At 38.3% G+C, this 25256-nt stretch carries 21 protein-coding genes and 2 pseudogenes; 14 read left to right on the top strand and 9 right to left on the bottom strand.

Features of this window, described 5'->3' with window-relative positions:
• Positions 1-34: 34 nt before the first annotated feature.
• The 5 genes from ACSLUH_RS09005 (at position 35) to ACSLUH_RS08985 (ending at position 7803) form a co-directional block, all read left to right on the top strand.
• Positions 35-1564: a transporter substrate-binding domain-containing protein gene (locus tag ACSLUH_RS09005; RefSeq protein ID WP_448566144.1), complete on the top strand. Its 1530-nt coding sequence runs from the start codon at positions 35-37 to the stop codon at positions 1562-1564.
• Positions 1565-1587: 23 nt separating this feature from the next.
• Positions 1588-2829, top strand: coding sequence for a lytic murein transglycosylase (locus ACSLUH_RS09000; RefSeq protein WP_448566142.1), 1242 nt, complete (start codon positions 1588-1590; stop codon positions 2827-2829).
• Positions 2830-2985: 156 nt separating this feature from the next.
• Positions 2986-4659 (top strand): glutamine--tRNA ligase, encoded by a 1674-nt coding sequence (gene glnS, locus ACSLUH_RS08995; RefSeq protein WP_448566140.1) that lies wholly within the window; start codon positions 2986-2988, stop codon positions 4657-4659.
• 394 nt (positions 4660-5053) lie between these two features.
• Positions 5054-5626: a hypothetical protein gene (locus ACSLUH_RS08990; RefSeq protein ID WP_448566138.1), complete on the top strand. Its 573-nt coding sequence runs from the start codon at positions 5054-5056 to the stop codon at positions 5624-5626.
• An 80-nt stretch (positions 5627-5706) separates the two neighbouring features.
• Positions 5707-7803 carry a fused MFS/spermidine synthase gene (locus tag ACSLUH_RS08985; protein ID WP_448566136.1) on the top strand — a complete coding sequence of 699 codons (2097 nt, stop codon included), beginning with the start codon at positions 5707-5709 and terminating at the stop codon, positions 7801-7803.
• Between the two features lie 36 nt (positions 7804-7839).
• Here the strand turns inward: ACSLUH_RS08985 and ACSLUH_RS08980 are convergent, their stop codons facing one another.
• Together ACSLUH_RS08980 and ACSLUH_RS08975 are read right to left on the bottom strand one after the other, a co-directional pair.
• A complete protein-coding gene (locus tag ACSLUH_RS08980) occupies positions 7840-8385 on the bottom strand; it encodes a dienelactone hydrolase family protein (protein ID WP_448566134.1) in 546 nt (181 codons plus the stop codon).
• A gap of 23 nt (positions 8386-8408) precedes the next feature.
• Complete coding sequence (locus tag ACSLUH_RS08975) at positions 8409-8828, bottom strand: VOC family protein (RefSeq protein ID WP_448566132.1); 420 nt, start codon at positions 8826-8828, stop codon at positions 8409-8411.
• A gap of 194 nt (positions 8829-9022) precedes the next feature.
• Here ACSLUH_RS08975 and ACSLUH_RS08970 point away from each other — a divergent pair, with 194 nt between their 5' ends.
• The 3 genes from ACSLUH_RS08970 (at position 9023) to ACSLUH_RS08960 (ending at position 11701) form a co-directional block, all read left to right on the top strand.
• A complete protein-coding gene (locus tag ACSLUH_RS08970; RefSeq protein WP_448566130.1) occupies positions 9023-10456 on the top strand; it encodes a DUF1996 domain-containing protein in 1434 nt (477 codons plus the stop codon).
• 184 nt (positions 10457-10640) lie between these two features.
• Positions 10641-11456 carry an N-acyl homoserine lactonase family protein gene (locus tag ACSLUH_RS08965; protein WP_448566128.1) on the top strand — a complete coding sequence of 272 codons (816 nt, stop codon included), beginning with the start codon at positions 10641-10643 and terminating at the stop codon, positions 11454-11456.
• A gap of 71 nt (positions 11457-11527) precedes the next feature.
• Entirely contained in the window at positions 11528-11701 is a 174-nt protein-coding gene (locus ACSLUH_RS08960; RefSeq protein ID WP_448566126.1) for a hypothetical protein, read from the top strand.
• A gap of 113 nt (positions 11702-11814) precedes the next feature.
• On the opposite strand, the gene ACSLUH_RS08955 is transcribed toward ACSLUH_RS08960, so the two are convergent.
• A complete protein-coding gene (locus tag ACSLUH_RS08955) occupies positions 11815-12300 on the bottom strand; it encodes a VOC family protein (RefSeq protein WP_448566124.1) in 486 nt (161 codons plus the stop codon).
• Between the two features lie 122 nt (positions 12301-12422).
• On the opposite strand from ACSLUH_RS08955, the gene ACSLUH_RS08950 reads away from it, so the two are divergent.
• Entirely contained in the window at positions 12423-13310 is an 888-nt protein-coding gene (locus ACSLUH_RS08950) for a LysR family transcriptional regulator (protein ID WP_448566122.1), read from the top strand.
• A gap of 330 nt (positions 13311-13640) precedes the next feature.
• Here ACSLUH_RS08950 and ACSLUH_RS08945 read toward each other — a convergent pair whose 3' ends face one another.
• Positions 13641-14477, bottom strand: coding sequence for a trypsin-like serine protease (locus ACSLUH_RS08945; protein ID WP_448566120.1), 837 nt, complete (start codon positions 14475-14477; stop codon positions 13641-13643).
• A gap of 145 nt (positions 14478-14622) precedes the next feature.
• Between ACSLUH_RS08945 and ACSLUH_RS08940 the strand changes: the two genes are divergently transcribed.
• A complete protein-coding gene (locus tag ACSLUH_RS08940; RefSeq protein ID WP_448566118.1) occupies positions 14623-15321 on the top strand; it encodes a winged helix-turn-helix domain-containing protein in 699 nt (232 codons plus the stop codon).
• A gap of 397 nt (positions 15322-15718) precedes the next feature.
• Here the strand turns inward: ACSLUH_RS08940 and ACSLUH_RS08935 are convergent, their stop codons facing one another.
• Positions 15719-16603: a LysR substrate-binding domain-containing protein gene (locus ACSLUH_RS08935; RefSeq protein ID WP_448566116.1), complete on the bottom strand. Its 885-nt coding sequence runs from the start codon at positions 16601-16603 to the stop codon at positions 15719-15721.
• A gap of 131 nt (positions 16604-16734) precedes the next feature.
• Here ACSLUH_RS08935 and ACSLUH_RS08930 point away from each other — a divergent pair, with 131 nt between their 5' ends.
• The 3 genes from ACSLUH_RS08930 (at position 16735) to ACSLUH_RS08920 (ending at position 19290) form a co-directional block, all read left to right on the top strand.
• Positions 16735-17178, top strand: coding sequence for a DoxX family protein (locus ACSLUH_RS08930; RefSeq protein WP_448566114.1), 444 nt, complete (start codon positions 16735-16737; stop codon positions 17176-17178).
• Positions 17179-17593: 415 nt separating this feature from the next.
• Complete coding sequence (locus ACSLUH_RS08925; protein WP_448566112.1) at positions 17594-18553, top strand: glutathione S-transferase family protein; 960 nt, start codon at positions 17594-17596, stop codon at positions 18551-18553.
• Positions 18554-18576: 23 nt separating this feature from the next.
• Positions 18577-19290 (top strand): pirin family protein, encoded by a 714-nt coding sequence (locus ACSLUH_RS08920; RefSeq protein ID WP_448566110.1) that lies wholly within the window; start codon positions 18577-18579, stop codon positions 19288-19290.
• 456 nt (positions 19291-19746) lie between these two features.
• On the opposite strand, the gene ACSLUH_RS08915 is transcribed toward ACSLUH_RS08920, so the two are convergent.
• The 4 genes and pseudogenes from ACSLUH_RS08915 to ACSLUH_RS08900 form a co-directional block, all read right to left on the bottom strand.
• The gene (locus tag ACSLUH_RS08915) at positions 19747-21426 is read right to left on the bottom strand and encodes a serine hydrolase domain-containing protein (protein ID WP_448566108.1); all 1680 of its coding nucleotides are present in this window, start codon (positions 21424-21426) and stop codon (positions 19747-19749) included.
• A 264-nt stretch (positions 21427-21690) separates the two neighbouring features.
• Positions 21691-21879: pseudogene (locus ACSLUH_RS08910) on the bottom strand (endonuclease III); the annotation flags it as partial.
• A 114-nt stretch (positions 21880-21993) separates the two neighbouring features.
• Positions 21994-22977: an alpha/beta hydrolase gene (locus ACSLUH_RS08905; RefSeq protein ID WP_448566106.1), complete on the bottom strand. Its 984-nt coding sequence runs from the start codon at positions 22975-22977 to the stop codon at positions 21994-21996.
• Between the two features lie 147 nt (positions 22978-23124).
• Positions 23125-23354 (bottom strand): annotated as a pseudogene (locus tag ACSLUH_RS08900) (endonuclease III domain-containing protein); the annotation flags it as partial.
• 320 nt (positions 23355-23674) lie between these two features.
• Between ACSLUH_RS08900 and ACSLUH_RS08895 the strand changes: the two are divergent.
• Positions 23675-25240, top strand: a complete 1566-nt coding sequence (locus tag ACSLUH_RS08895; protein WP_448566104.1) for a methyl-accepting chemotaxis protein — start codon at positions 23675-23677, stop codon at positions 25238-25240.
• Positions 25241-25256: the final 16 nt, after the last annotated feature.

The following is a 25256-nucleotide window of genomic DNA, read 5'->3' as shown; positions in this document are numbered from 1 at the left end:
GCTATGTTCAAAGTAATAGGTGGAAATATGACTGATGATGTATCGACAACGCTTTGTACGCACACCCAGAAATGAGTTAATAAACAAACATTACCTTTGTTATTTGGTATTTGTTGCCATTTTTTTAGTTTATAGCTCAGTTTCTTATGCTAAATCAATCAAGGTCGGCGCTGACTATTGGCAGGGCTATACTAACGAAGATGGCACTGGCGTTTATTTTGATATACTTCGTCAGGCTTTATCTGGCTATGACATTGACATTTCCATAGACAGTTATAACCGATTAAAACATCGCTTTAATCAAGGAGAATTAGACATTGTCGTTGGCGTATTTCGCGAAGATTTACCCAGAGCGATTTACCCTCAATGGCACCTTGATACTGAGTACCCCATTGTCGCCATGTATAAAAAAGATCGGTTTCGTATTACCAACCACACACAACTAACTAATTTAACCGTTGGGTGGCTTAGAGGTTATCAATTTGAAAAATTCTTACCAAACGTTAGTGCCCCCTATTTAACAAACTCATTAGCTACCGGCTTTGAGTTGCTCGACAAAAATCGCATCGATGTTTTTGTCGATTATGTTTATAACATTCCCGATTCATCCAAACTGGGCTATATACAAGTTATGCCAGAGCGTAAGATTTACCTCGCTTTTACTAAAACGCTTTATGGCAAGCAGTTAAGTGAAGTGTATGATAAAGGAATGAAAACGTTAAGAGATACAAAACGTTTAGCTGAAATATTTGGTGAAGAGTATCCACATACAAAATTTGCAGAGTTTAATGACAATAAACAGAAAATCATCGTGCAAACTACGGATGTTAATTTACTGCGCGATTATCAAGGGGAGCTTTATAACTCTTCAGAAAGTAAGTTATTGCAAATGATCCGTGATCGACTGATTAATTATGACTTAGAATTTCAATTGCTACCGAGTTATTCTCAGCTAGCACAATATCAACAAGAGGATTTTATTTGTTTTAGCAACATGATTAAGTCGCCAGATAGAGAAAGTCAGTTTTTGTTTAGTGAACCATTTACACTTTATTTAGGTTTGAGACTCTACAGTTTGTCGCCAATAACAGAGCAAAACTCAGTTGACCTATTGACTTATTTGCTTTCAAATCCAGATAAAACAATAGGCATACAACCAAGTAAGAAATATACCAAGGTTATTGACCAGCAATTACAGCAAATAAAAAGTGCCCAGAAGCTTAATTTACCGTTACAAACCTACAAGGCAATTGAGATGTTTGCAGGGCAACGCTATGACTTGATGCTTGAATACCCCTCGGTAATGATTAATCACCTAGCCTTGTTAGCCAATAAACAAGTTTATAGTTATCATGTTAGCAACAGTGATTATTATGCACTAGGGCATTTTATGTGTCCTGATACTCAAGCTAATAGATTGTTTATCAATAACTTTAATGAATTATTAGTGGAGATTTATCACGATAAGGCTTTTTTCGATATTCTTGCTGCAACAATAGATAAAAAAGAATATGCTGGGTTTGTCTCATTTTTTAATCGTATATTTTTACACTCGAATCATTAGAATCACATAGGAATCATTTTTTAATGCGCTTATCTGTTTTTACCAAATTGCTTAACTCCTCAATAAACCGTTTTCCGAAATGTTTTTTACTAATCAGTACAACGTTATCTTTTGCCTCTCTCGGCACCGACTTTAACCAGTGCAAACAACAATTGACTGATAAAGCTATTGCAGAGGGTTACTCGTCCTATATTAGCGAACAGGTTATCGCAAATTTAACGGCTATCGAACGTGTCAAAGTACTTGATAAACGCCAACCAGAATTTAGTGAGTCATTTGATGAATACATTAACAAGCGGGTTAGCGATTACCGAGTTAAGCAAGGTCAAGAAAAGTTAAAGCAATATGATGAGTTGTTAACTAAATTGACTAAGCGATACGGTGTTCCCAAACAATATATCGTGGCATTTTGGGGCTTAGAAACCAATTATGGCCGGCATAAAGGTAAAATGTCGGTATTAAACTCAATTGCGACTTTGGCTTGTGATCCTAGGCGCAGCGATTATTTTACCGCAGAGTTATTCCAACTGTTTGACCTGATTGAAGCAAACAAAGTAACCGTTGAGCAGCTGCAAGGTTCCTGGGCAGGGGCGATGGGGCATATGCAATTTATGCCAACAGCGTTAAAAACTTATGGGATTGACGGTGATAATGATGGCAAGCTCGATGTCTGGGATAGTGAAGTTGATGCGTTGACATCCGCCGCGAATTATTTACAACAGATCGGTTGGCAGTTTAAAGAGCGATGGGGTAGGGAAGTGCTATTACCTGACAATTTTGATTTTAGCCAAGTACAAATTGATAAACCCTACCCGCTGAGCTTTTTTAAAGCTAAAGGTATTAAAACCGTTTATGGGCATGCATTGGCAGATTATCCCATTGATGCGGAGTTATTTCTGCCTTCAGGACAACACGGGCCAGCATTTTTAACCTATCCAAATTTTGATGTCATTATGAAATGGAACTTGTCAAAAAATTACGCTGCAGCCGTTGGCTTGTTAGCGAATAGGCTGGTTGGCGCTCCTAAACGTAATTATCAAGCATTAGATGATAAACACCGTTATACCCGAGAGCAGTTAAAAGCATTGCAACAGCGCTTACAAGATATGGGCTATAACACAGGAAAGCCAGATGGTATTTGGGGACCCAATAGTCGTAAAGCGATTCGAGCATTTCAATTAGCCAATAACTTGGTTGCTGATGCCTATCCTTACGCAGAAGTTTTTGAAAAAGCTGATGTGGATAAAGCCGAGTTGATGAACTAGCGCTGTTTTAATTACCTAAATCAGATGCTTTAGTGAGTTAATTCACCGGTTATTTATTTTAATTACTTAATCATTCAAGCTATTCGGCATTGATAACTGTTGTTATAATGCCGAACAATTCATTCGTAATAATTTTATTTTTTAGAGGTTACGTAGATGTCGGAAGCTGAAAACCGTCCTACAAATTTTATTCGCCAAATTATCGATGCCGATCTTGCTAGCGGCAAACATAGCTCTGTACACACGCGTTTTCCACCAGAGCCTAACGGTTATCTACATATTGGCCATGCCAAGTCTATTTGTTTGAATTTTGGTATCGCTCAAGATTATAAGGGGTTATGTAATCTACGTTTTGACGATACTAACCCAGAAAAAGAAGACATTGATTACGTTAACTCTATTCAGGCAGACGTCAAATGGTTAGGTTTTGAGTGGGCTGGTGATATTCATTACTCGTCTGAATACTTTGACCAATTGCATGATTACGCCGTTGAATTAATTAACAAAGGGTTAGCTTATGTTTGTTTTCTAACCGGCGAACAAGCGAAGGAATACCGTGGTTCGTTAAAAGAGCCAGGTAAAAATAGCCCATACCGTGATACGCCAGTAGAGGAAAACCTCGCCTTGTTTAAGAAAATGCGTGACGGTGAGTTTAAAGAAGGTGAGTGTACATTGAGAGCTAAAATAGACATGAGCTCAAGCTTTATGTGTATGCGAGATCCTGTACTTTATCGTGTGAAATTTGCTCATCATCACCAAACAGGCGATAAATGGTGCATTTATCCGATGTACGATTTCACCCACTGTATTTCGGATGCGATTGAAAATATAACGCATTCTTTATGTACGCTAGAGTTTCAAGATAATCGACGTTTATACGACTGGGTGATTGATAATATCTCTATTGAATCTCGTCCTCGTCAGTATGAGTTCTCGCGTTTGAACCTAGAGTATACGGTTATGAGCAAACGTAAACTCAATGCCTTGGTGGAAGAGAAGTTGGTCAGTGGCTGGGATGATCCACGTATGCCAACGATCGCTGCATTCAGGCGTCGTGGTTATACTCCAGCTTCTATCCGAGAGTTCACCAAACGTATTGGTGTTACTAAAATGGACAATACCGTTGAAATGGGCGTGCTTGAAGCTTGTATTCGAGAAGATCTCAATGATAATGCTCCTCGTGCTATGGCGGTTTTAGAGCCAATAAAAATGGTGATTGAAAACTACCCTGAGGATAAAGTTGAACAGTTAACCATTAAGAACCATCCAAGTGATGATTCGCAAGGAAGTCGCATTGTTCCTTTTGCTAAAGAAATTTTGATTGAGGCAGAAGACTTCAAAGAAGAAGCGAACAAAAAATACAAACGATTGGTGTTAGGGAAAGCTGTGCGTCTAAGAGGCGCATATGTAGTTACTGCGACGCGTTGTGATAAAGACGAGCATGGTAATATAACCACCGTGTATTGCGATTACGATGAAGCGACTCTAGGAAAGAATCCTGCAGATGGCACTAAGCCTAAAGGTGTTATTCATTGGGTGAGTGCTCAACATGCGGTTGATGCCACAGTTAGGTTATATGATCGATTATTTACTGTGCCTAATCCTGGAGCCGAGCAAGACTTTCACGCGGTTATCAATCCTGACTCTTTGGTGGTGATTGAAAACGCAAAAGTTGAACCTTCTTTAGTTGACGCAAAACCTGAGCAAGCGTTTCAGTTTGAGCGCCAAGGGTACTTTTGTTTAGATAATAAAGAAGCAAGTAAAGATAACTTGGTTTTTAATCGAACGGTAGGGCTTCGCGATACGTGGGCTAAAATAGCAAATAGCTAATCACGACAAGATAATCGACAATTGATGAAAAGCGTGGCAATTGTCGCGTTTTTTCTTTTGGGGTAGAGCATCATGTTATAGCCATTGAATTAACTATTTATTTCAATTGGTATTAATTAACCTCAGCTCTGCATAAGAAATGCATTTCTAACGTCTATTTTTACTCACTTCTGCGTTATATTGTCGTGAAATAGCTGGCTATTCCTACAACAATACGCCTTGAATTAAGTCAAAAATAGCTCGCTAGAAAGTCACATTAGATTTAAGTTCCTGATTTTATTGTTTTTGTTGTATTTCTTATACAAACCTGAGGTTTATTATTGGTAACAGAGATTGTAATTATTGTCGTGCTCGATAAAATGAACCTTAATATAAATCACTTAAGGATAAGTATATGAAACCCTTATTAGTCTTAATCGTCTCGGTAGTGCTTTCATTTCAAGCGCTTGCAGAAGTTACACTAAATAAAACAACTGCTTCTCAATATTTTGAAGCGATTAAAAAATTACAACTATTCGAGCAGAAAAACCCAGAGCTTGCTAAGCGATTGAACAACAGCGATTTTTTAAATAAAGACAAGTTCATGTCAATGATCAAGAGCTATCCTCAGTTTAGTGAAATTGAAGAGCAGGTAAAACAAGCCGGTTTGCCAAACTTCGACGCTTTTTATGAGTTAGGTATGCGAGTCACCGGGGGAATGATGGCGGTGCAGATGGAACAAATGCCACAAGGTATGGATATCGAACAGCTTTTTTCCTCTCAGCAGCAAACTATTGAAAAAATGAAAGCTGCTAATGTTCCGCAAGAACAAATAGATGAGATGTCAAAGTCTTTGCAAGAGCAACGTTCGAATATGGATCAAATGTTACAACTCGCCAAACGCGCTTCTGATACAGATGTTGATTTTGTGAGAAAGAATATTTCTTGGCTTATGCAGAATATGCAAACTCAAGCCGATCAAGGATAACATATACACGAGAGCGTTCATTTTTGAACGCTCAACTGAATGATAGACTACGGCAAAAGGTAGCTAACCCCAGAAGCTATTTGTCTATTTTAACTATCGTTAGCAAACTATCTCAGTTAGAATGCCAGCCCATCGTTATCGCAAATAATTTATTTATGCCATTTGTCTTTTCTGTTTTTTTAGGCGCATTCTTACTTTTTCAAATACAGCCATTGGTCGCTAAAATTATACTACCCGTGTTCGGAGGCGGCGCAGCTGTTTGGACAGGGTGTTTACTCTTTTTCCAGTTTTTTTTACTACTAGGCTATTTGTATGCTCATGTGCTTGCTCGGTATTTTGATTTCAAAAAACAGCTATTAATTCATGTTGGTTTTGTGGTCATCAGCTTATTTGCACTGCCGATTGGTATAGACTTAGCCAGTGTTAGCCAAAGCTCTCCATTAATTGGCATCTTATCATTATTAACATTGCACATTGGCTTACCATATCTACTGCTTTCAGCAACAGGACCTTTGTTGCAACGTTGGTTGAGTGTGATTGATGAGGAGAAGATACCGTTTAAGCTATACGCTTTATCTAATGTCGCTTCAATGGTGGCACTATTGTCATTTCCGTTTATATTCGAAGCATACTTTACGCAACATCAACAGACCATTGCGTGGAGTATTGGATATTTAGCGTATGTTGTTGCGATGACATTATTGATTATTTGGCTCTACCGACGAAAGTTGGCTGGAATAAATAATTCACGTTTTGTTGTGCTGGAAAAGTCTGACTGGTCGATATCATTTTTATGGTTGATGCTTTCTGCCGTTGGGGTTGTTTTGTTGGTGGCAACCACCAATGCAATGACACAAAATGTGCCACCTGTGCCTTTTTTATGGATATTACCATTATCCCTTTATTTACTCACTTTTGTTATTTGCTTCCATCATCACCGTTGGTATGTGCGTAGCTTTTGGTTCATATTATTTAGTTTGTGCGCCTTGGTTGCCTTATTAATGTACTTTATTGGCAGTCAGTTTGATATTGTCATGCAAGTGAGCATGTACTCGTTAATATTGTTTTCTGGTTGTATGGTTTGCCATGGTGAGCTGTTACGTCACAAGCCGCACCACCAACATTTGACTTGGTTTTACTTGGTTATGGCTTTTGGTGGTTTTGCTGGCAGTGCTTTTGTCGCTTTTATCGCGGTGAATTTATTCACGCAATATACAGAATATCCGTTGTCAGTTATCGCTGTGCTATTGCTATTTTCATGGTCAATAGCGCGAGAACAGTACGGTAAAGCATTTAAAATGCCAGCGTATGCGAGTGCTGGTTATGCTGTCGTACTGATAGGGTTGTTCGTCATGCTCAATCAACAGTATGTGAAAACCAATGTGATGAGTGAGCGAAACTTCTATGGCATCATTAGCGTTAAAGATGTGATCAATGACCCGTTTAATGAGCGTCGTTTAATTGATGGCACGACATCTCATGGTACGCAATCATTAGATAAAACGCAGGACAATACGCCACTTAGTTATTATCGAGAGCAAACCGGTGTAGCATTGGCGTTTGCTGCGTTAAGAAATAAAGAAGCAATCAAAGCCGGTTTTATCGGCTTAGGCGCCGGGACACTGGCAGCCTATGGCCAAGAAAATGATAAATTTACTTTTTATGAGTTAAACCCAGCAGTCATTAGTGCAGCTCAATCTTACTTCAGCTATTTGTCGAACAGTTTCGCCACGATTGAAATTATTGCTGGTGATGGTCGAGTTTCTTTGCATAATCAGTTGTTGGCAGGAAGGCCTCAAGCATTTGATTTGTTAGTGATTGATGCGTTTTCAGGCGATAGTATTCCTCAGCATTTATTAACACAAGAAGCGATAGCACTGTACTATAAACATTTAAATGCTAATGGCATTATTGCTGTTCATATTTCTAATAGTCACCTTGAACTTACGGGTTTACTTAAAGGGCTCGCTGAGCAAAGTGGCAGTGAATGGCATTATTTTTTTACCAAAGGTCAAGGTAGTCACCAGCATGACACCCAGTGGTTTTGGCTAACCAAGCAAGTAGCCTATAGTGATTCAAGTATTGTTAAAGCTTATAAAAACAATGATGTCATCGCCAACAAACCTGCAGTGATTTGGACAGATAATTTTAGTAGCTTACTTTCGGTATTAAAGTAGCGCTCTTCAATATCCGTTAATTAAAATTAGTTAAAATTAATTTAATTGTTTTAGCTGCTGCAAATAATGTGCATAGCCCTGTTGGTTAAAGTGAGCTGAGCATGGGTTCATAAAACCATGGTGAAAATCACATTGCTCAATCGTTATCTGGCGATTTTTGGCCAATTGCGTGATAACTTCATTGACATCAAAATGTTGTTCTTTAACGGGAAAGATAAGCTTTATTGGTTGACGTGGCGCAAGTGAGAGATAATGCCTTATTTGTCCACTATAAAAGCCAGTGACTTGTTTAAATGTTGGGGCATCTGGTTGCGCTATGTAACGCCATAACGCGGTTGCACCAGCACTGAAACCTATAACACTTTCTGGTTTCTTGGCAGTTCTAAAGCACTCATTGACCCGATGTAAATATTGGTCATGTCCACAATGCTCGATAAAGTAGTGGTATGCTTCTGATTCACTTTTAAAACCCGTTGCTAGGCCATTGTACGGGTCAATAACTTCTGCGTTATCAAGTTGCTGAGCGAAACTAAGTAATGGTTTTGTTAACCCGAAAATATCGCTGATAATTAAGTGTTTCACGTTATATCCAACTTATTGTTAAACTACCAACTTCCTTGGTTTTCCATGCTAAGCCAAGGCTCTTGTGGTGGCAGAGCAGTTCCTTTTTGTAAAAGTTCTATTGAAATGCCGTCTGGTGATTTTACAAAGGCCATATGACCGCAACGGGGTGGGCGGTTAATAGTAACGCCATTGTCCATTAACGATTGACAGAGTTGATAAATATCATCAACTTCAAATGCCAAGTGACCAAAGTTTCTACCGCTAAGATATTCTTCGTCACTATCCCAGTTGTAAGTTAGTTCTATCTCTGGCGCACCTAGCTCTGTCGCTAAAAAAATTAAGGTGAATTTACCTGCTGGCACTTCTTTACGTTTAGTTTCGACTAACCCCAGTTTATTAATGTAAAAATCTAATGACTCTTCAAGATCGGTAACACGAACCATAGTATGCAGAAACTTCATATTCAACCTATTAAATTAACTGTTGTGAAACGCTTATTATAACTTGAATAGCCACAGACATTAATGACTAATTAGCGTTATTCACTGCTCAATTTTTACCTAAACTTTAATGTTGCTGACATAACTTTACATATCAATTGTTACTATTTCTAACAATAAATCAATGTGCCATTGGCCTGATTAGGAGAAAAGTAATGTTAAATATTATTAAGCCATTGCCAGCAAGCATGTTACTGCTTATCGTCAGTGGATGTGGTGGAGGTAACGACGCTACTGCCTTGAGCGAAAGTGAGCAATTTCAGAATGAAAATACGGTATTAAAGCCCGAATTTATTATTACCCCACTCAATTCAACGCAAGATACGTTCGCATATTTTGAGTTTGAGTCGACAACGAGCAATAACTTTGAATGCCAAGCTAATCAGCAAGCTATTATTGATTGTACCTCGGGTATAACTGTAATTTTTAATGAATTGGGTGAGCAAAACTTTAGCGTTTGGGCGATCGCTGAAAACGGGCAACGAAGTGAAGCATCGACATTCACTTGGACCATTAAGAGTATTTTTGATGGTGATAAACCGCATCAAGACCTGATAGAAACACAAGTGTTGCCAAGTCAAGCCGATGCCAATAGCTGGCGTGGTATTTTTCGGATAAATTGTGACTTTTCACACTTAAGTTACAATGATCCTATTGTTTATCCAGGTCAAGAAGATGTCGCTCACCTGCATCGTTTTTACGGGAATACCTTGGTGGATCACGACACGACCATGGAAAGTTTATATTCAACAGGTGAGTCTAGTTGTCAGGGCGGCGCATTAAATCGCTCTTCTTATTGGGTGCCCGCACTGCTTGCGCCTGTGTTTGACAGTAGCACGGGTGAAAAAATATATGATGAAGACGGACAACAACGTTGGCAAGTTGTTCCTGCTGTCGTCGGAAATGATGATGAAGCCCATGAGATATTTTATTATTCAGCGGGTATAGACGATATTGAGGCTATTCAACCTATTCCTGCGGGGCTTAGAATGATAGCCGGTGATCACATGGCGCAACCTGGAGCAGAGCAGGACTTGTCAGTGGTAAGGTGGCATTGTCAATCGTGGGAGTCTAATGATGCAACTAACCCGCGGTTTAGTGCCAGTATTCCAGAATGTGTTGCACCAGATCGGGTAAGAATGGATATCTTTTTTCCGAGTTGTTGGAATGGTGTCGACTTAGATAGCTCCGATCATAAAAGTCATATGGCATATCCGGTAAACAATGGTGGGCCCAACGGAACCGTATGTCCAAGCTCTCATCCAGTCGCGATTGTTCGCCCAAGTTATCATTATGCCTTTGGTGTCAAACCTGAGGTTTATGATCCAGCAACAAAAGCAAGCAAAGGCTGGCGTTTAGCATCAGATAGGTATGAAGTTGGATTTGGTTTTCAAGGGGGGATGTCATTACATGGAGATTGGTTTAATGGTTGGCACCCAGAGGCCATGCAAGCGCTATTAGATAATTGTGTTAAAGGCCAACTTGATTGTCATGATGGCAACTTGGCTAATGGTTATCGCCTATCTGGTACTCAGCCTGGAAGTCAACTAGAGCCCTTAATTATTAACGGTGGAATGGGGGGGAACTAATGTGACAAAGGCATGTTAAAAATACGCTTGCTATCGTTAAACGTAAGTTGAAGATTAAGGTTCGCAATTTATGAATTTAAATAGCTAGTCAGGTAAATTGTAACGGTTATTTTTACTTTGATATTACCTCTATAGTTTTTGTGTGGGATAATATGAAGTCTTAACATTATATTTATATAAATCTATGCATAAATTATTAATAACCACGGCTATGGCTCTATCTTTGCTTGCCAGTAGGAGCGAAGCTGTCGAGTTAGCCATTTTAGATTGTGGCGAAATGAAAGTAAGTGACATGAGTATCCTGTCTCAAGGAAATGAGTATTTAAACGTGAGTGGTACGCTGGTGAACCCATGCCTATTAATTAAACACAATGACAAATACTTACTTTGGGATACCGGTCTTAACGAACAAATGTTTAACGGTAGTGAAAGTGTAAAAGAAGGGGCGTGGGAATACTCGCTAGCTAAATCCCTTACTGAACAATTAAAGCATAAAGAACTGTCTCCTAAGGATATTGATTTTGTTGCCCTTTCTCATGTTCATCCTGATCACAGTGGTAATGCAAATTTATTTGATAGCGCTACTTTTATTACGAGTGCTAAAGAGTTTGAATATATGTATTCTCAGCCGGTCAAAGCACTTTTTGGTGACGGCTATTCCAAGCTAAAGAAAAGTTCTTTTGTCACCTTTGAAGGTCTGTTTGATGTGTTCAAGGATGGCTCTGTGATCATACATGAGTTTCCAGGACATACCCCTGGCAGTTCGGTTTTAGAGGTAAACTTAACGAACAACAAGGTGTTATTAATTACAGGAGACCTTTATGTACATCAGAAGGGTTTTAATAATAATACTATGCACAAATACACCCATGATCCCAAACAGCTTACAACCTCTAGAATACGTTTTAATAAGCTTGCAGGTGAATTAGAAGCAGAGATTATCATTCAACACGAGCCTAAAGATTTGGAACGGTTAGTTAGTCAGTACAATCAATTTTAAGTCCTTAAGCCTTAATAGCGCTGCCTTGAATTGATAGTTATCCATTTTAACTGATGATTGTCAGGGAATATTTGAGCAAACAAATAAAAGCCAAGACACAACTTAGTCTTATTCCTTCATTGATAATTGAACATGCATTTCTTTCAGTTTCGCCGAGTTGGGATAATAATTTAGTGCCATCTCCAACCATGATGTTAATTGCTCATGCTTTTCACGGCGAGCTAAAATCTCAGCAGTTTTTGTGATAGATAACAAATTAATCTAGTGTGGAGGGGTAAACCGATATTATTAAGTGGGTAAATTACATGTATAGCCATTAATTAGGGCGGGTTTTTACAGCGCCCTGAATTTTTCGTTATCACTCATACTCAGAGGCATACGTTTCTTGATAACTATGAGAATATAATTCAAACAAGTTGCCGAATGGGTCTTCAAGATAAACCATTTTAGCCGGCTTAGTATCGTCTTCAGGATGATAACGCATTACATCCATTCGTACTTTACCACCGTACTGTTCGGTTTTTTGCATTACGGTTTCAAAGTCATCAGTTTGTAAGCAAAAATGGAATATACCTAAACGTGAAAAGTCTAAGTCATGATGTGCTGCACGATCTTTCATTTCAAAGAGTTCAACACCGATACCATCTGTAGTCACTAAGTGGGCAATGTTAAAACTTTTAAAACCTTCGCCAAATACCGCAATGCACATCCTACCAATTGCCGATTCACGTTCTTCAATAACTTTGGTATTGTTCATCACAATACTAAGTCCAAGGACGTTAGTATAAAACTCAACCGCTTGGTTCATATCACCAACCATAATCCCGATGTGATTCATTTTCATTTTCTGCTTCCTAATGTTGTTAATCTGCGTGTGAATTTGATGAAGCAAGTTTATAAAAGGTGATTAATTAAATATAATTATCATTTATAATGATGTTAATTATATTTTGTTATGAGGTGGTTGTGCTAAATCCTGTTTGGTTAAAAACGTTTGTTACCCTTGTTGACACTGGGCACTTTACTAAAGCGGCTGAAAAGTTATTTATGACCCAGCCAGGTGTTAGTCAACATATCGCTAAACTTGAACAAGCGAGCAACCACATATTAATAAAGCGAGACAAAAAGTCTTTTGCCATAACAGAGCAGGGGAGATTAGTTTACCACTATGCAAAAAAACTCGTAGAAAATGAACGTTATCTAATAGAGAGTTTATCTTTTGATGATCCTTGCTCCGGTGCTTGCTCTCTTGCCTGCTCTGGTTCAGTTGCCTTACTGCTTTATCCCAAACTGTTAGATCTTCAACATCAACACCCTAAACTAATCGTCAAGCTCAAGGCTGCACCAAATCAACAAGTACTGACTGAAGTTAAAGAAGGGGTGATTGATCAGGGAATTGTTACTGATGTTGCAAATAAAACCTTATTTGATGTGACAGAGCTTGGTAAGGAAGAATTATGTTTAGTCGTCCCTAGTGATACTGATGTCTCAGGTATTAACAAAACTGTATTAGTAAACTTAGGGCTTGTTTCCCACCCTGATGCGGAGCACTATTTATCGCTTTATTTTGCCCAAAGTGAAGATAGCTTTTTAGCGCGGATAAACATGACTGACATTCCGCAAGTAGGTTTTATTAATCAAATTAACCAAATTTTAGAACCGATAGCGAAAGGGATTGGTTTTACGATAATCCCGAAAAGCGCAGTGGACAGCTTTGCTAAAAGGAACAGTGTGAAAATAATAAAGCCCTCAAAACCTGTAATAGAAACGTTATACTTAGTGAGAAAAAAACATCGTATTCTTCCTGCTCGATTTGAAACATTTAACTCGGTTATAAAACAAGCATGGCAGTAGGTTGCATTGAATAAGGCTTAAATCTATTTTTTCATTCAAACTCATATAATCCTTTAATTTCAAAGATATTATCGTCCAAAGTTAAAATGAAGCTGTTTTATGTACGAAACATAACGATAAAGCTCGCTATGATGTAGGTGTTAAAACCTTTAGACCTTGGCATTGGCAATCTTTTTTAGTTATTTATCATCAATAAAATGACTTATGTGTGAGAAAAAGAGGAATGATGAGCTTGGCTTACAAGAGGAGTTATGGTGTTTAGCAATAGGATATCAGTTACTCTTTAATTAGTTGAACTAAAGAGCAACCGATTTGAATACTCAATAATGATTAGGTTTTTATCCTTATATCTTCGCAAACCATCGGTAGTATTTCTGGTGTTAGTCCCGCTGCTAATTTATCACTGCCTAAACGGGAATGACCCATTTTTTTACCCGTTATAATACTTTCTACCCAGCCTTTAAAAAATGACACTCTGCTATACACTTCGGTAATACCATATTCACCAATATTGTTAAATTGACCCTCTGGCCGAGAACTAATACCTAATAATTGGAACTGCCCGTTTTCTATCATATATGCAGGACCACCACTGTCCCCTCCGCCAGATACACCCTCTAATGGTAACGCTTGCTTGTTGCGGTTGAAGACAAACTTAATTAAAGGTCCGTTTGCATCGATGATTGTATTTTGCGCTTTTCTCAAGATGCCATTGTTTTTGGCATTGTCTATTGTTTCACCTGTTAAACCTGTGCCCGTTCCTCCAATACCTATAAACCAAACTTGTTTGTGTAACTCGTCACCTTGGTTATATATTTTTACCGGTTCCACATCTTCAACGGGCTGTTCTAATTCAACTAGCGCAATATCATGACTCTTACCGGGTTGATAGTCAGGGTGAACATGAAGCTTTTTGATTTTTCTTGTCATGTCATTGATAACTACAAATGTACCTGATTCAATGCAAAAGGTTGCATGAGCAGCTGTAACTACCCATTTAGGGTGAATCAATGTGCCATGAGCACCATCGTTATAAAAAGTAGCAAGTGCCGGAAAATCATTTTTTGTTGCACGATATTTTGAATCTTGAACATCGTGTCTAATGACAATTGCTTGAGTTGAAAAAGATACTAATTGAAAAAGAAATAGTAATAATAAATATTTCATAGGCTACCATAATTGTTTATTTAATGTTGTGCAGCCTTTATCATACAAAGAGTTTTTTAGCGCCAGTTTTTGTCCCTAATAAATATGTATTTTTATTCTATCTAAAATCTACCTTTGGTAATTTATTAATAATTAAGACTTTATTTTGAAAAATGTTGAGAGAAACAAACTAACAATACAGCACTTGACAGAATCATCATTTGCTTCTGCTGATATTATTGTGAACTTTAGTAAAAATAATATCGTTCGAGAGGGGACTACGTATACGCTACAGCCCAAGGTTTTAGAGTTATTAATCTTGCTTTGTAGTGCAGATGGCGAAACGCTAAGTAAGGAAGTGCTCTTTTCTTCTTTGTGGCCAGATACTGTTGTTGGTCCAGACTCACTAGCAAACACTATGGCTAAATTAAGAAAAGCCCTAGGAGATGATGCAAAAAATCCCATATACATCCAGACCGTGCAGAGAAAAGGGTATCGATGGTTACAACCTGTCAGATTAATACCGAATAAAGGCATTCCCGAATTAAAAAAATCAACCGTAGTTGCAGCGTTGATCACTTTTGCTTTGTTAATGGTTTTAGCGATAGCGTTTAACCAAGAAAAAAAAGAAGATAATTTTCTATTCCCTGATCTCTCTATCAAAAAGTTACCTGACGGCGGTTATGAAATCCAAGCTGGAATTGAAGGTAAATTAACAGAAGAGAAAAAAGCTGCTTTGCTCAAAGAACTCAAACGCATCACAGGTGAAGAGCATTCAGATATGGAGTTCACTTTTGATACTGATACTCCAACGTGCCTTGCAAAAGATGGTACTATAAAAAAATGCGAACAAAAAAATAAGTAGTCATCAGTGCTAATGTCTTTGCAATTGGCAACACTGTATTGATTACTCAGTTTTTTCTTCAAAACTTACACAGATTTTCGATAAGAACAGCGCTAAAACTTGATTTACAGGCGGCACAACCCTAACGATCGTGCAGAAGTAAGCAGTGATGAAAATCTACGTTATATGTTTGCAGAACAATTTTAATTAGCGCTTTCTAGTCTTAAAAATATTCTTAACGGGAACAAATCTAGTGGGTTTTGAAACTCTCTATATATACATGTAGATCGCCATGGTTAAAGCAGTTAACAGTGATGAAATGAGAGTTAGTAAATAACCTGTTCTTATAAAAGAATAGGCTGACGAATAACGTTAACTTAATTAGACTTGTGCTGACCTTAATTCACTCTATATACAATCACCCAGCGATGATTTCTCGCAGTGTCGCTAAGCCTTTACCCTTATTGGTTATCTTCCAAGCCAAATAAACCTCAGTCGTTTTTTTCTCTCCAGCAAAGGGCAATGTTTTGATAGCGCCAGAGGTCAGTTCAGCCTTAATTCTGTTTACAGGTAAAAAGCCAACACCAATGCCAGCGGTAATGGCTTTAATTTTTTGGGCGATACTGGTAACGAAAAAGTGTTGAGAGCGTTCAATAACATTACTCGACCAAGGCACGGCTTGCTGCGCTGAATCGTGTACTATGACGGTTCGATAATGCTGAATATCAGCCTCAGTAATTGGTCTGTCTAATGTCGTTAGTGGGTGTTGACTTGGCACGGATAGTACTTGTTCAATATCATTCATTTTGATTGCCCTGATCCCTTTGTGATTAGGTACAGGAGCAGGCGCGCCGACCAATAAGTCTACCTTGTCTTCTATTAAAGCTTCCCAGCTACCATTCATTACCTGCTCGCTTAAATCGATTTCGATAGTAGGGTGAGCATCTAAAAATTGTTTTATGCTGGCGAGTAACTCATTTAACTCAATAATGGTATCGAAAGCGATGCGAATTTTGGGCTCCCAGCCATGGGAAATGGTCTGGGTTTCCTCGGTAAGTTTATTGACAGCACCCAGTAACTTTCTACCCTCAAGAAGCAAGTGTTTTCCTGCCGGCGTTAATACTGAACGGCGTCCTTGGCGAACAAATAACGTGACTGATAATTGCTCTTCTAATTTTTGAACAATATAAGAAAGCGCAGAGGGAACTTTGTTTAATTGTTCTGCTGCAGCTGCAAAGCTGCCGCGCTGGTCAATAGCGTCTAGCACTTGCAGAGCTTCAATAGTAATAGGTGAGTTGTGCATAAAATTTAATGTTCAAAAATTTTGAATATATTAAACGAAAAGTTGGGGTTATTCCAATTGCAAGTGTTCTTTACTATACCAACATCTTCGATAGATAAACAAATTTAAACAGCATGTTAAGAGAGTAGATTATGAACACTTCAATGATTAAGAACATATTAAAAACAGATAACAATTTTTCTGGGTTGTCATTACGTTTAGTTGCTGGCGTTATCTTTACCGCTCATGGTGCACAAAAGTTATTTGCGTGGTTTGGTGGTTACGGTCTAGAAGGGACAGGCCAATGGATGGAGTCCATTGGCTTAGCGCCAGGGTTTTTGATGGCCTTATTAGCGGGTAGCGCAGAGTTTTTTGGTGGCATTTTATTATTACTTGGGTTACTTACAAGACCTGCAGCATTGGTACTTGCAGGTACTATGGTAGTTGCCATTTTAAGTGTCCACATTCAAAACGGTCTATTTATGTCAAATAATGGTTATGAGTTTGGGTTAGCGTTGTTAGCGATGAGTATTGCACTCGTATTCCAAGGCGGTGGCCGCTTTTCTTTTGATAGTGTCATCGCGCGCAAACTTTAACGTTGGGGTAAACGGCGATTTAACATTGTTGGCCAATGCGCATACTTAGTTAGCACGAGGTTGATACCAATTAGTTTAAATATTTGATCGTTCAGCGAGTGTTGAAAGGCTTAGAGGCAAGGCATTGATTGTAGGTAATGGTTATTCCCTTATCAAAATCAATAACGAAGCATATAAGCCTTTTAAACTCGCCCTTGGGAGCTTGTCAGGAAAGTGATAACTTAACAAATTGCTTTGATGGAGAATGACTACACCCGCATCAATTTGCTTTGTTCTAACTTCCCTGGCATAGCTCTGAACTGACAAAATATTTATGCTAATTGGTATAACCTCTTAAAGATCACCTTTGATCTTCATTATTCATCGAGGCGTTTAATGAACCTAAACGCCAAGGACAAGTAGTAGGAGAGCTATTATGGGATTAATTGTTAACGGAAAATGGGTTGATAGTTGGTATGACACTAAAGCGAGTAAAGGTAAGTTTGAACGCCAAGAGAGCCGTTTTCGCTCAACAATTTCAAACGAGCCTGATAGTCAATATCCAGCGGAAGCAGGTCGCTATCACTTGTATGTTTCACTGGCTTGTCCGTGGGCCCATCGTACCCTTATTTTCAGGAAGCTAAAGCAAATAGATAGCATTGTTTCGGTAAGTGTTGTTAAAGCTGAGATGCTACAAAACGGATGGGAGTTTGGTGAACAAGGAACGCCATACGAAGATACGCTTTATCAGCATAACTACTTGTATGAGCTTTATTTAAAAGCGGCGAGCGATTACGAAGGCAGAGTGACGGTACCGGTGTTATGGGATAAGAAAACACAAACCATTGTTAATAATGAGTCAAGTGACATCATCAGAATATTTAATTGTGCGTTTAACGAACTCACTGGTAACGAACTTGATTTTTATCCAAAGGAGCTTCATGGTGAAATTGACGAGATAAACGAACGTATCTATCACACCATTAATAATGGCGTCTATCGCGCTGGGTTTGCGACTACGCAAGAAGCGTATGAGCAAGCCTATGATGAGCTATTTGAGAGCTTAGACTGGTTAGAGCAACATTTATCAGATAGCCGTTATTTAGTCGGTGATACATTAACAGAAGCCGATTGGCGCTTGTTTACTACCTTATTGAGATTTGATGCCGTTTATCATGGTCATTTTAAGTGTAATCGCAATAAGTTAAGTGAGTTTCATCACATTAGTAACTATGTGAGAGAGTTGTATCAAGTGGAAGGTGTTGCCAGTACGGTCGATATTCCATATACCAAGCTACATTATTACGGCAGTCATAGCACGATCAACCCAACGTTAATTGTACCTAAGGGGCCAGAGTTAAACTTTGAACAGTCACACGATCGAGCACGTATTTAAATCAATTGAAGTGGAGTGAAAAAATGATAAAGCATTATCCATATCATCAACTCGGTAAAGCAAACCATGGCTGGCTTAAATCGTCGCATCACTTTAGCTTTGCTAATTATTACAATCCACAGCGTATGGGGTTTGGTAGCTTACGTGTAGTTAATGATGATTGGGTTGAGCCAAACAGTGGTTTTGCACCGCATCCACACAAAAATATGGAAATTATTAGTTTTATTCGTTCCGGCGCTATAACTCACCAAGACAGTGTCGGTAATAAAGGCGTGACTGAGTCGGGCGAAGTACAAGTAATGAGTGCAGGTACGGGCATTATTCATTCTGAATATAACCGAACCGAAGAGCCATTAATCTTTTACCAAATTTGGATAGAGCCAAATAAGCTTAACGTAAAACCTCGCTGGGAAAGTAAGTTATTTCCTAGTACGTTAAATGAAAGTTCGTTGCCACTGTTGGTATCTGGTTTTGAAGTTGATAAAGGCAAAGCCTTATATATCCACCAGCAAGCACGAATTTATGGAGGCAAGCTGGCTGCAGGCGCTGAAGTTACGCTGGCACTTACCCATCAAGCTTATGTGCTCTGTTCAAGCGGTAAGTTTTCAATTATCGATGGTTCAAAAACCGTAACCATGGTTCAAGGTGATGGCGCCGAAGTCACTAAGCAAGCGCATTTAGTGATCAAAGCAAGCACTGAAGCAGAAGTGATTGTCATTGATGCACCAGTGCATTAATCAAAAAAGAAACGGTGGAGGCTGTTTTACAATCTCCACCTTATTAATGTCCTTTTTTTTAATACACATAACTCGTTAATAAGACAGGCACCGCATTTTTGGTTTTCTAGCCAAGATCACGTAGCTTTCGGGCAGAATTAATCAGTAGTGTCCATTTATCTTAGAATCGTTAGGTACGATTTTATGTAGCTTTCGTTCAACTAAATCAACCTGTTGCCAACAGCCAACAGCCAACAGGGTGCTGTTTGATACGCGATAAACGAGAGTGTGGGGGAACAGTTATTCTCGGTTAACCCAGTTATCAGAAAGGTTGATGTAATTAACTTTTTAATAATTACTCGAGTAGGCTAACCCATTAAGTTAGCCTACGCTATCGTTACCAATTCAACGTAAAATTTAACGACGTTTAATTATTAATAAAACGGTCAAAAAACAATTGGTCTAGGTGATAGCTAATTAAAACTCGGCATTGAGTTTTTTAAACCAAATATTTTTAACGCCCCTTGCTGTAAGGTTAAAGCCTGAAACTTCATTGGCTTGGTTTTCAATGAAAGTTAGCCCATCATTTCGTTCTGAACGCATCACGTTAGACAGCACAGTGCTAAGTGGTGATGTTACTTTGTTGCCAATTTTTACTAGCATTTGATCATCTTTTAAAACAAGGTCGTAAAAAACATCTAATTCTTCGCTGTAATATTTTCCTGAACGCGCTCGCAGTTTATCTTGTGAATAGGTAGCCCATTCGAATTCAACAGCGGTACTGGGCGGTTCACTTTCTACTCTCATTGTACTGGTTTTTGTTCCTTTATCATTTGTACCTAATGTGAAAGTAATTCTAGGGGGAATATTGGCAATGTAAAATGCAGTCGAACTTATTGGCTTTAACAGGTAGTCATCGCCCCATGCGTTGAGCATAAGCGTATCGTCTTTGGTAAAAAATGTATAAACTTCGGCAGAGCTTTCGTCCCAGTAACTGCCAACAAATTGTTCAATGTCTGTCGCCGAGTTATTTTTACTTTCAGAATTATTTTGAGCTATTTGAGTATCAATTGGTTTGATGTCATCTAACTCATTTTTCAGAAACAAGGTAGCTATGTCGTATGCTATTCCTGTCGCATTTGTGTCTGCTCGGTTGCTTAACACAATGACAGAAAACTTCATTTCAGGGTAACGCAGCAGCTCTGCACGATAACCGACAAATGCTCCTCCGTGGCTAATCGTTTGCAGCCCTCTATGCTCACCTAGTAATAGGCCAGATGCATAATTGGAACGTTTACCGTCGTTGAACGTTCCTTTTTCTTTCATCATTTGCCAAAACGAGTCACCAAATACTTGATCATCATAAAAAGCGTCGTCCCACTTTTTTAAGTCTTCAATATTACTAAATACGCCACCATCGCCAATCATATCTAGTCTTGTCATACTAATTTCATATTGGTTTTCGCCAACTACTCGGTAGCCCGAAGCTCGGTTCTTGACAACCTGCTTATGATTATCATGGAAGTGCGTATTGTTCATTCCCAGCGGGCTAAATATCTCTTTTTGTGCATATTCGCTTAGCGACATACCTGAAACGATTTCAACTATTTGCCCGAGTAGCCAGTAGCCAGAATTCGTATACTGAAACTGGCTGCCTGCCACTATATTTGTATTGCTCTGACCAACTAACCACGCTTTGACTTGATTGTCGGTAAATACGTCACTTTCGCCTAAACCTGACATGTAGGATAAGGTTAAATAGTCACGAATACCGCTTGTGTGATTGAGTAAGTGTTTTACTGTGATTTCATCGCCATATTCGGGAAAATCAGGGAAGAATTTTGTGATTTTGTCATTCAGGCTTAATTTGCCTTGTTGAACCAATAAAATAATACATGCGGCAGTGAATTGTTTGGAAGTAGAGCCGATACGAAAAATCGATTTCGAATTGATTGGTATGTTGTACTCCAAGTTAGCTAATCCATAACCTTTGGCAAAAATAAGTTCGTTATTTTTGATTACCCCGATAGCGGCACCTGGTGATTGCGCATTGATTGAATGGGCAATCATTTTGTCAATGTCAGCTTGTTCTGCTAACTCTGCTTGTACAGTTGTACTGGCAAATAGAAGTAGGGTGAAAAAAGAGAGTACTTTCATTGGTGTTAATCCTTTACTTTTTGTTTTTACTAATTTTTCTACTAGCATTACGATATTGTTCGTACATCAAGTTAAAGCTAAAGGATGATATTGTAAAGCTGTTTTTTTGTACGGTTAATGGATATGGACTCGGCGATAAGTTCTAGAATAGATCTAACCTAGTTTATTTACTTCCTGAAGGTAAGTCATTGAGGTGCTATCTTGTGATAAAGGAGAGTGGCCGAAGAATATGCTGATTTGGGAGCTAGATAGTGTAAATAATGACTCAGTATTTTCGTTAAACTCACAGAAGTCCTCAACAATACAAGCGCCACACTTTAATTTACGTGCGGTGCAAAGGCCGCGGCCATGCAATATAGCCTAATGCTGAACACTCGCTTTAAATTCTTCAGGTACGACGTTAAGCAGTTTTTGCTTAACTAAATCTATGTTTCTACCAAGAGCAAATATAGTGGATTGGAATCCTAATAAATTTAGGTATATACGGTGATAGCCGGCTAGCTGAAAGATAATGTAAGTGAACATAATTCATTTACATTTTGTGCTATTTGCAGACTCTCACAAGTTCTAATTAGTATTATTTATCTCTACAGTTTCACTTAACCACTTTATTACTTCATGACTCTCTGAGTTTCCAATGACTGCCATACTTGGATGATTTCTATCTTGCACTTTAACCGTTTTTACTTTATCTGATGCTAGCTCTTTAAAATACGAGTATGGAGCTACAGTATCAGACTCCGATGCAATGATAATCATTGGCGTATTTGAGGTCATTATTAAAGGCTTGATATTCGTTTTTCCAAGAGATAAATCAGCTTTTCTTAAAGAGCTAATAGCCCCCTGCTCAATATTCTGCTGCGAAAAAAGGTAACTGGCTAAAGGAAGGTTTGCATTGATGTAATTAGATACAGCTTGATCAAATTCAAGCATTGGAGCCTGCAAAATAACGCCACTAACGTCGTTCCTCATATCGGATAAGTATGCTGCTGTTAAAGATCCCATTGAGTTACCTAGTATAAAAAGTCTTTTACCAGCGGCTATTCTATAATCGATAAGTTCATTGATTACTGGAGCGTCTCCTACTCCATAACTCTTTTCTCCGCTGGATTTACCATGCCCTAAAAGGTCAGGAATTAAAACGTCAAAGCCTAAGAATCTGAAGAAAAGAGCAGAGTTAATCATAAATTCTTTAGATGCTCTAAATCCGTGTAAAAGAACAACAGTCCCCTTAAAGTCACGAGTCAGAGAAGCTTTTCTAATTTCTAAAGAAACCGTGGTTTCTTGACCATTGGAATCAATCTCTGTTGTATATCTCAACTTGCTTGTATTTAACGATTTAGCCTCAAGGTAACTAATGCATACACCTTGGCTATCAGAGCAAAAGTAACCATTACCGAAACCGTAATGTTCTATGTCTTCATCAGAAGCTACATTGAGATAATCAAAACTATTAGATTCTTCGATAAAGCTAGAAACTATAGTAGAACAGCCTGACAAGGTAAAACTGGAAGTGAAAATAAGTGCCTTATAAACTTGAGGAAATTTCATTAACAATCGAAAATAGTTATTTGGATAATGTAGGCTATATTAAAAGAAGTTCTTATACACTAACTTTTTTGCAGATGGATTCATACTACCGAAACCTGTAGCAAGCACGAAATAGGAAGTTCGAAAATCGCTCAAAAGAATTAATAGTTACTCAGTCTTATCTTTAAACTCACAAAGATCTTCAATAATACAAGCCCCACATTTAGGTTTTCTAGCGGTGCAAACATAACGTCCATGCAGTATCAGCCAGTGATGGACATCAGCTTTAAATTCAGCTGGCACCACTTTTAATAGTTTTTGTTCAACTCAATCGACGTTTTTACCGACAGCAATTTGGTGCGATTAGATACGCGATAAATATGGGTGTCTACTGCTATTGCACTTCCGCTAATGTATAACGAAGCAGATATTGGTGAACTATTCGTTAAGTATTTTCTTTGTTTAAATTAAAAGTCGAAGCTTAAAGATAATTTTGAGTTGAATTGTTTTATAAATAACGAGAACTTGTTTACTTAGGTTCTGAAAATTGGCTCCTTCACCTAAGCCTACCTCAATGGTATTTCCACGATTGGTAAGGTTCAAGTATTTAAAAATTTATTACATTTGAACAATTTCTGAACCGAATTTTATTCGTATTAGTAAGGAACGTGCTATTGTTAAGTTAATACATATTATTTCTATTATTTATGGTGTTTTAATGTTCTTCAAAAACAATATCGTCCGAGAAGCAAACATTCAATTTGTTAACAGTCTCAATGTTCCAGCGTTATTAGTTGATCAAAATGCCAACATTCTTGCTACTAGTAAGTCGGCTAAGCAACTTAAGCTCATACCGCAAGAACAAAAAACAGTGACTTTAAGTAGTGTTTTACCCTCAATAGTATTAACTGAAGGGCATCAAGAAACACTGATTGATGAGACCGTATACAAAACAATTGTCACCAAAATTAACAGCGGTAATAAAACATTGTGGCTTTTGCTATTTGAACTAGATAATTTGCTTTTGGGCGTTGATGAGTTTCTTGATGAATTCCTCGCTGCTGATAATGATGCCTATTGTTTACTAAGTGAAAATGGTACCGTTTTGAAGTGCTCTTCGATGTTAGAGCCGTATATCAATCAGCTTGATGTAAATGAGTTGATATCTAATTTTTCCAAGAAAAAAAATGTAATATTGAATGACAAAACGTTTGACGTGTATAGCTATCAGCTTCCCCATATTAAAAACGCTCGATTATATAAGTTTAAGGAACTAGAGCAAAAAGAGGAGAAGTCAGATAACATTGTTCTGATGAAGCGGGTCGTAGAAAACACCACTTGTTCTGTTATTGTCACCAATACTAAGGGTGAAATTTTATATGTTAATCAAGGTTTTGAGAAACTGACTGGCTATAGCGCTTCTGAGGTTATGGGAAAACGTCCCGGTAGCATGTTGCAACGAGAACAGACAGATAAAGCTACGATTGCACGTATTTCAGCAAACCTAAAAAGCAAACAGCCATTTTATGAGGAGATTCTAAACTTTGATAAGGAAGGACATCCCTATTGGATCGTGCTGTCAGTAAATCCAACCTTTGATGAGAATGGTATACATACAGGTTTTGTCGGTGTAAGTTCTGACATTCGTGATATTAAGCGTCAAGTCATTGAGCAACTTACGCAAAGAGACGCGGTTGACAAGAACTCGGTTGTGATGGAATTCAAATTCGAAGGCGAATTAAAAGAAGCTAATGAGTTTTGCCTCAATCAGTTAGAACAAAAGTCATCTTCTGCAGTCAGTAATATTATAGGTAATTTGTTTAGTCATACATCCGATGAAGAAAAACAAAAGCTGAGAAATGGTCAATCAATTAATCTGACAATGAACTTGAACAACGACGGCAAAGCAGTACTACTTGACTGTATTATTACGCCAATCGTTAATTTAAATGGCGAAGTACACAAGTTTATTGCATTTGGCGATAATATATCGGAGAGAAATTCAGTCATTGAAAATACCCACATAGCGATGAGTCAAGTTTTAGATCGCATACAAGGAATAGTGAAAACCATAAATTCCGTTTCTGAACAAACAAACTTACTTGCCTTAAATGCGGCTATAGAGGCTGCTAGAGCTGGTGATGCAGGGCGAGGTTTCGCTGTAGTGGCTGATGAAGTAAGAGCATTAGCTTCAACCTCTACAGATGCTGCTAGTCAAATAGGTGGGTTAATACAAGAAACTCAAGAGCATGTAAATGCCCTGTCAAACTTCCTCGCTTCTTAGTTTTATCAGGCTAAAT

This window comes from Thalassotalea ganghwensis, assembly GCF_053485795.1.
This window is presented reverse-complemented; position numbering and strand designations above follow the sequence as displayed.